The organism is Streptomyces solincola (assembly GCF_002982015.1).
GTDB classification, from domain to species: domain Bacteria; phylum Actinomycetota; class Actinomycetes; order Streptomycetales; family Streptomycetaceae; genus Streptomyces; species Streptomyces solincola.
The window spans coordinates 20844-27530 of record NZ_PVLV01000017.1; the positions used below are offsets into that span (position 1 = coordinate 20844).

The window sequence follows — 6687 nt, forward strand, 5'->3', positions numbered from 1 at the left end:
GGGTCAGCGGGCGGTGGACTCGACGCGCTTCCTCAGCCCGGCCAGCGCCCGGTCGATGATGACCTTCTCGGCCTTGCGCTTGATCATGCCGAGCATGGGGATCTTGACGTCCACGGTGAGCTGGTAGGTGACCTCGGTGCGGGCGCCGCCGTCCAGCGGGGCGAGCCGGTAGGAGCCGTCCAGGGCGCGCAGCATCTGCGACTTCACCAGCGTCCAGCTCACCTCGTGGGCGCCCGTCCAGGTGTAGGCGAGGGTGTGGTCGTCCTTGATGGCCCCGGCGTCCAGCAGCAGCCGGACCTGGCGGGCGCGGCCGGCGTCGTCCTTCTCCAGGACCTCGGCCTCCTTCACCTCGCCGGTCCACTCCGGGTAGCGGGCGAAGTCCGCGATGACGTCCATGACATCGGCCGGCGACGCCTCGATCGTGATGCTGGAGCTGGTGTGTTCCGCCATCGCTGGCTCCTCCGTGGCGCCTCATACGGGTGTGTGGGTCGAAAGGCTATCGCGTGGATGTGCCCGTCTTCGCAGGGCAGGGGGCGCGGCTCACCACTGGAGGGCGTAGGGGCGGCCGGTGGAGGCGAAGTGCCCGACGTTGACGCACTCGGTCGCGCCGATCCGCATCCGGGCGGCCAGCGGCTGGTGGACGTGGCCGAACAGGGCGTAGCGGGGGCGGGTGCGGCGGACGGCGTCCAGCAGGGCGCGGCTGCCGCGTTCGAAGCGGCGGGCGACGGTGTCGTAGACCAGCTCGGGCACCTCCGGCGGGATGTGGCTGCACAGCACGTCGACCTCGCCGACGGCCTCGACCTTGGCGGCGTACTCCTCGTCGGAGATCTCGTAGGGGGTGCGCATCGGGGTGCGCAGGCCGCCGCCGACGAAGCCGAAGACCAGGCCGCCGATCTCGACGCGCTGCCCGTCCAGGACGGTGGTGCCGGGGGCGGCGTACTCGGGCCACAGGGCCGGCATGTCCACGTTGCCGTAGGTGGCGTAGGTGGGCGTGGGGAAGGCGGCGAACAGCTCGGCGTACTGCCGGCGGACGGCCTGCTCGATGGCGGCGGCCCGGTCCACGCCCAGCTCGGCCCAGAGGGCGGCGCCGAAGACGCGGGCCTCCTCGAAGCGGCGGGCGGTGCGCAGCGCGACGATCCGGTGGGCGTTCTCGGTCCCGAACAGGTCGGGGAAGATGCCCCGGCTGTGGTCGCGGTAGTCGAGGAAGAGGACCAGGTCGCCGAGGCAGACGAGGGCGTCGGCGCCGTCGCCGGCCCGGGCGAGGTCGCGGGCGTTGCCGTGTACGTCGCTGACCACGTGGAGTCGCATGGCACCCCACCCTAGGACCTGACCCCGCCGTGGTGACCGGGGGCCGCCGGACCTGCGGTTACTTCGCGGCGATCCGCCGGGTGGACTACTGTGCGCGGAGCACCCGAGCCGGTGTGTGACGCAGAGAACATCTGGCCTGCGCCCCTACCGGGAACCGATACCGGTGGGTAACGTCCGGGCAGTCCAGTCGTGCCGGAGCGACCCCCGCAGTGCCGTGGCGCCGGCGCCCGATGAGGAGCAGCAGTCTTGCGCGAGTTCAGCCTTCCGGCCCTGTACGAGGTCCCCGCGGACGGCAATCTGACCGATCTCATCCACCGCAACGCCGCGCAGCACCCGGACACCGCGGTCCTGGGGCGCCGGGTCGAGGGCGGTTGGAGAGACGTCACCGCCACGGAGTTCCTCGCCGAGGTGCGGGCCGCCGCCAAGGGGCTGATCGCGTCGGGCGTGCGGCCCGGCGACCGGGTGGGACTGATCTCCCGGACCCGCTACGAGTGGGTGCAGCTCGACTTCGCGATCTGGAGCGCCGGCGCGGTCACCGTGCCGGTGTACGAGACCAGTTCGCCGGAGCAGGTGCAGTGGATCCTGGGCGACTCGGGCGCGGTCGCGGTGATCGTGGAGAGCGAGGCGCACGCGGCGGCCGTCGAGTCGGTCCGCGCGGACCTGCCGGAGCTGCGGCACGTGTGGAGGCTGGACGCCGCCGGGGTGGACCAGCTCGTGGCGGCCGGAGCCGGGGTCGCCGACGCGGCCGTGGACCAGGCCACCTCGGCGGCCGGCGCGGACGACGTCGCCACCATCGTCTACACCTCGGGCACCACCGGCCGCCCCAAGGGCTGCGTGCTGACCCACCGCAACTTCTTCGCCGAGTGCGGCAACGTGGTGGAGCGGCTGAAGCCGCTGTTCCGCACCGGCGAGTGCTCGGTGCTGCTGTTCCTGCCCGCCGCGCACGTCTTCGGGCGGCTGGTGGAGGTGGCCTCGGTGCTCGCGCCGATCCGGATCGGCTGCGTGCCGGACATCAAGAACCTCACCGAGGAGCTGGCGTCCTTCCGGCCGACGCTGATCCTCGGCGTGCCCCGGGTGTTCGAGAAGGTCTACAACACCGCGCGGGCCAAGGCGCAGGCCGACGGCAAGGGCGCGATCTTCGACAAGGCGGCGGCCACCGCCATCGCCTACAGCCGCGCGCTGTCGACCCCGCAGGGCCCCTCGCTCGCCCTGAGGCTGAAGCACCTGGTCTTCGACAAGCTGGTGTACGGCAAGCTGCGCGCGGTGCTGGGCGGGCGCTGCGAGGCGGCGATCTCCGGCGGCGCGCCGCTGGGCGAGCGCCTCGGCCACTTCTACCGGGGCATCGGCTTCACCGTGCTGGAGGGCTACGGTCTGACCGAGACGTGTGCGGCGACCGCGTTCAACCCGTACGACCGGCAGAAGATCGGCACGGTGGGCCAGCCGCTGCCGGGGTCAGTGGTGCGGATCGCCGACGACGGCGAGGTGCTGATCCACGGCGAGCACGTGTTCGCCGGCTACTGGAAGAACGACAAGGCCACCGCGGAGGCGCTGGCCGACGGCTGGTTCCACACCGGGGACATCGGCACCCTGGACGAGGACGGCTATCTGGCGATCACCGGCCGGAAGAAGGAGATCCTGGTGACCGCGGGCGGCAAGAACGTCGCCCCGGCGGTCATCGAGGACCGCATCCGGGGGCACGCCCTGGTCGCCGAGTGCATGGTGGTCGGCGACGGCCGCCCGTTCGTCGGCGCGCTGGTCACCCTGGACGAGGAGTTCCTGGCCCGCTGGGCCGCCGACCGCGGCAGGCCGGCCGGGGTCACCGCGGCGGTGCTGCGGGAGGACCCGGAGCTGCTGGCCGAGGTGCAGAAGGCGGTGGACGACGGCAACGCGGCGGTCTCCAAGGCGGAGTCGGTGCGCAAGTTCCGGGTGCTGGCGCACCAGTTCACCGAGGAGGCGGGGCACATCACGCCCTCGCTGAAGCTGAAGCGGAACGTGGTGGCGAAGGACTTCGCGGACGAGATCGAGGCGATCTACGGGGCGTAGGCCGCGGGGGTACGAGGAGGGGGGCCGGCCCTGGTGGGCGGCCCCCTTCGCGTGCGGGCGGGGGCGGTCCGGCTCGGGCCCTGGTCCTGCGACCGACGCGGCCGGGCCGCCGAGGGGGGCAGCCCCCCTCCTCGTACGGCCGGGGGGGGGCGACCGGCCGGGCGACCGCCTCGGCGTACCGCACAGGCCGCGGCGGCCCCGTGCTCGGTTCCTACAGCAGCTCTTCCAGGCGTTCGGCGAGCAGGTCCCAGCGCCACTTCTCCTCGACCCAGGCGCGGCCGCGCTCGCCCATGCGGCGGCGCAGCTCCGGGTCGTCGAGCAGGGCGGTGATCCGCTCGGCGGCCTCGCCCGGGGAGCCGCCGCGCACCACCCAGCCGGTCTCGCCGTCCAGGACCGCGTCGGGCGCCCCGCCGGAGTCGCCGGCGACGACCGGCAGCCCGGTGGCGGACGCCTCCAGGTAGACGATGCCCAGGCCCTCGACGTCCAGGCCGCCCCGGCGGGTGCGGCAGGGCATGGCGAAGACGTCGCCGGCGCCGTAGTGGGCCGGGAGCTGCGACCAGGGCACCGCGCCGGTGAAGCGCACCGCGTCCGCGACGCCGGTGGCCGCGGCGAGCTTGCGCAGCTCCTTGTCGTAGGGGCCGCCGCCGACGACGAGGAGGACCGCGTCCGAGTGGGCGGCCAGGATCGCGGGCATCGCCTCGATCAGGGTGTCCTGGCCCTTGCGCGGCACCAGCCGCGAGACGCAGACCACCACGGGCCGGTCGGTGAGGCCGAGCCGGGCCCGGACGGCGTCGCCGCCGGAGTCCGGGTGGAAGGTCTTCTCGTCGACGCCGGGCGGGAGCTGGACCATCCGCGCGGCCGCGGCGGGGCTGAGCGCCCGGGCGATGCGGGACCGGGTGTACTCGCCGAGATAGGTGATCGTGTCCGTGCACTCGCCGATCCGGCCCAGCAGCTGGCGGGCGGCGGGCAGTTGGGCCCAGCCGGCCTCGTGCCCGTGGGTGGTGGCGACCAGGCGGCGGGCGCCGGCCCGGCGCAGCGCGGGGGCCATCAGCCCGAGCGGGGCGGCCGCGCCGAACCACACCGACGTGCAGCCGTGCTCGCGCAGCAGCGCGGTGGCGGTCGCGGTGGCGCGCGGGGTGGGCAGGAGCATGGTCGTGCGGTCCCGTACGACCCGGAACGGCTGCTCGGCGTCGAACTGCGCGGTGGCCTCGGCGCCCTCGCGGCCGCGCTTCCAGGTGGAGGCGTAGACGACGGTCCGCTCCGGGTCGAGCCGGAGCGCCATGTTGTGCAGGAATGCCTGGATTCCGCCCGGTCTGGGCGGAAAGTCGTTGGTTACGATCAAGGTCTTGTGCATCGCCGCCGACAGTACCCGCTCCCGTACCACTGACCGATTGAGGTAGGCATGAAGGCCGCAGCCGTCTGGGCCGCCACCAGAACCGTCCTGCTGCTGTGCGTCTTCAAGGTGCTGGTCCTGCCCGGGCCGGACGTCACCTCGGACGTGTCGGTGATCTACCAGGGCTGGTTCGAGGTGCTGCGCACCGGGACGTATCCGCTGGACGACGTCACCTGGCAGTACCCGCCGGCCGCCGCGCTGCCGATCCTCGCGCCCGGGGCGCTGCCGTTCCTCTCCTACCCGCACGCCTTCTTCCTGCTCTGCCTGGTGTGCGACGCGGTGGTGTTCGGGCTGCTGCTGTCCGCGGGCCGGCGGCCGGGCAGGAGCCCGGCGGGCGCCTGGGTGTGGGTGGCCGGCGTCCCGCTGCTGGGGCCGACGGTGTACGCGCGGTACGACCTGATGGTCACCGCGGTGGCGGTGGCCGCGCTGCTGGCGGGCGCGCGCCGGCCGGCGGTGATGGGCGCGCTGGCCGGGTTCGGGGCGCTGCTGAAGGTGTGGCCGGCGCTGCTACTGGCGGGCACCCGGCGGGGCCGCGAGACCCTGCGCGCCTGGGGCGCGGGGGCACTGGCGGGAGCGCTGACCCTGCTGGCGTGCGTGGCCGCGATGCCGGGGGCGCTGGCGTTCCTGACGTTCCAGCGGGACCGGGGCACCGAGGTGGAGTCGCTGGGCTCGCTGGTCTTCCATGTGGCGCGCAACTTCGGCTGGGACGGGCAGGTGCTGCTCAACTACGGCTCGGTGGAGTTCCTGGGCCCGGGGGTGCCCGTCGTCTCGCGGGCCGCGCTGCTGCTGACGGTGGCGGTCTTCGGCTGGCTGGTGTGGTGGCGGCTGCGCGCCCGGGAGTTCGGGCCGACCACGCCGGCCGACGCGGCGTTCGCGGCGGTGCTGCTGTTCACCGCGACCAGCCGGGTGATCAGTCCGCAGTACCTGGTGTGGCTGGTCGGGCTCGCGGCGGTCTGCCTGGCGCACGAGGGGAGCCGGATGCGTCCGGCGGCGAGGATGGTGCTGGCGGCGACGTTCGTGACGCTGCTGGAGTTCCCCATCTGGTTCACCCATGTGGTGCACAGCGACCTGTGGGGCATCGTGCTGCTCGGCGTGCGCAACGGGCTGCTGGTGGCGGCCGCGGTGAGCGCCTGCCGGGTGCTGTGGCGGACCACGGTCACCGAGCCGCGGCTGCGGGAGGCGGCGGTGCTGCCGGCCCAGGCCGAGGACGGCAGCCGGGAGCTCCAGCCCCGTTGAGCCCGCGGGAGGGCCCCCGCGAGCACGTCTGATCGAAATTCGCTCAAGTGATACATGAGCATTGACTTCGATCAAACGAGCGCCTCAGGATGACCGCACCGGTCGCCGGGGCCCGGCCGCACCCGACCGGGCCCGCTCGCGGCCGCGTTCATCCACCGGACGTCCACCGGTCATCCGACCCTCGCCCGGCCCGCCCGGACGGCTCCTATGGATTGGCTCGTTTCCGCCCATGGACCACACCCCCGCGCGCACCGCCCTGGCGACCGCCCTCGCCGCTCTCACGGGTGTCATGCTCATGCCCTCCGCGACGGCCGCACCGGCCGCCCCCGCGGCCGCCGGCAGTCCAGGAGTCCAACGGCGACGTCGCCCGGCGGATCGCCGACAGGCTGGGCTGGTACACCACCGCCACCGGCACCCATGTCGACATCGTCTCCCGCTTCCCCATCGAGCAGGAGGACCGGCACCGGCACCGGCAACGGCGTGGTGGCCGCCAGGATCAAGGGCTTCCGGATCTACTCCACGCACTTCGACCACACCGCGCCGCAGGACCGCATCGACTTCGTCCTCTACAAGGGCTCCACCCTCAAGGCCGTCGGCTCCAGGACGGTCGGCGGCGGCCGCGACCGGCCCTTGGACCACCTCGCGGTCCTCACCACCTTCACCTGCTGACCGCCGCACCCGCCGCCCCGCCCCACCCGGGGCGGCGG

Annotated in this window: 6 protein-coding genes; 3 read left to right on the plus strand and 3 right to left on the minus strand. The window is 73.7% G+C overall.

The window, feature by feature from the left end; all coding sequences use genetic code 11:
* Nucleotides 1–3 precede the first annotated feature (3 nt).
* Both C6N75_RS01395 and C6N75_RS01400 read right to left on the minus strand, forming a co-directional pair.
* Nucleotides 4–450: an SRPBCC family protein gene (locus tag C6N75_RS01395; protein ID WP_105866985.1), complete on the minus strand. Its 447-nt coding sequence runs from the start codon at nucleotides 448–450 to the stop codon at nucleotides 4–6.
* 90 nt (nucleotides 451–540) lie between these two features.
* Complete coding sequence (locus tag C6N75_RS01400) at nucleotides 541–1308, minus strand: metallophosphoesterase family protein (protein WP_105866986.1); 768 nt, start codon at nucleotides 1306–1308, stop codon at nucleotides 541–543.
* Between the two features lie 246 nt (nucleotides 1309–1554).
* On the opposite strand from C6N75_RS01400, the gene C6N75_RS01405 reads away from it, so the two are divergent.
* Entirely contained in the window at nucleotides 1555–3351 is a 1797-nt protein-coding gene (locus tag C6N75_RS01405; protein WP_105866987.1) for an AMP-dependent synthetase/ligase, read from the plus strand.
* Nucleotides 3352–3562: 211 nt separating this feature from the next.
* On the opposite strand, the gene C6N75_RS01410 is transcribed toward C6N75_RS01405, so the two are convergent.
* Nucleotides 3563–4705: a glycosyltransferase family 4 protein gene (locus C6N75_RS01410; protein WP_105866988.1), complete on the minus strand. Its 1143-nt coding sequence runs from the start codon at nucleotides 4703–4705 to the stop codon at nucleotides 3563–3565.
* A 48-nt stretch (nucleotides 4706–4753) separates the two neighbouring features.
* Between C6N75_RS01410 and C6N75_RS01415 the strand changes: the two genes are divergently transcribed.
* Together C6N75_RS01415 and C6N75_RS01420 are read left to right on the plus strand one after the other, a co-directional pair.
* Nucleotides 4754–5980, plus strand: coding sequence for a glycosyltransferase 87 family protein (locus C6N75_RS01415; RefSeq protein WP_105866989.1), 1227 nt, complete (start codon nucleotides 4754–4756; stop codon nucleotides 5978–5980).
* A gap of 417 nt (nucleotides 5981–6397) precedes the next feature.
* Nucleotides 6398–6649 carry an endonuclease/exonuclease/phosphatase family protein gene (locus tag C6N75_RS01420; RefSeq protein WP_146132453.1) on the plus strand — a complete coding sequence of 84 codons (252 nt, stop codon included), beginning with the start codon at nucleotides 6398–6400 and terminating at the stop codon, nucleotides 6647–6649.
* The last annotated feature ends 38 nt before the right edge of the window (nucleotides 6650–6687 follow it).

Bases quoted from the DNA above. Each gene is read 5' to 3' on its own strand.
- C6N75_RS01400 (WP_105866986.1), bottom strand. From the start codon at position 1,308: ATGCGACTCCACGTGGTCAGCGACGTACACGGCAACGCCCGCGACCTC.
- C6N75_RS01420 (WP_146132453.1), top strand. From the start codon at position 6,398: ATGTCGACATCGTCTCCCGCTTCCCCATCGAGCAGGAGGACCGGCACC.
- C6N75_RS01395 (WP_105866985.1), bottom strand. From the start codon at position 450: ATGGCGGAACACACCAGCTCCAGCATCACGATCGAGGCGTCGCCGGCC.
- C6N75_RS01410 (WP_105866988.1), bottom strand. From the start codon at position 4,705: ATGCACAAGACCTTGATCGTAACCAACGACTTTCCGCCCAGACCGGGC.
- C6N75_RS01415 (WP_105866989.1), top strand. From the start codon at position 4,754: ATGAAGGCCGCAGCCGTCTGGGCCGCCACCAGAACCGTCCTGCTGCTG.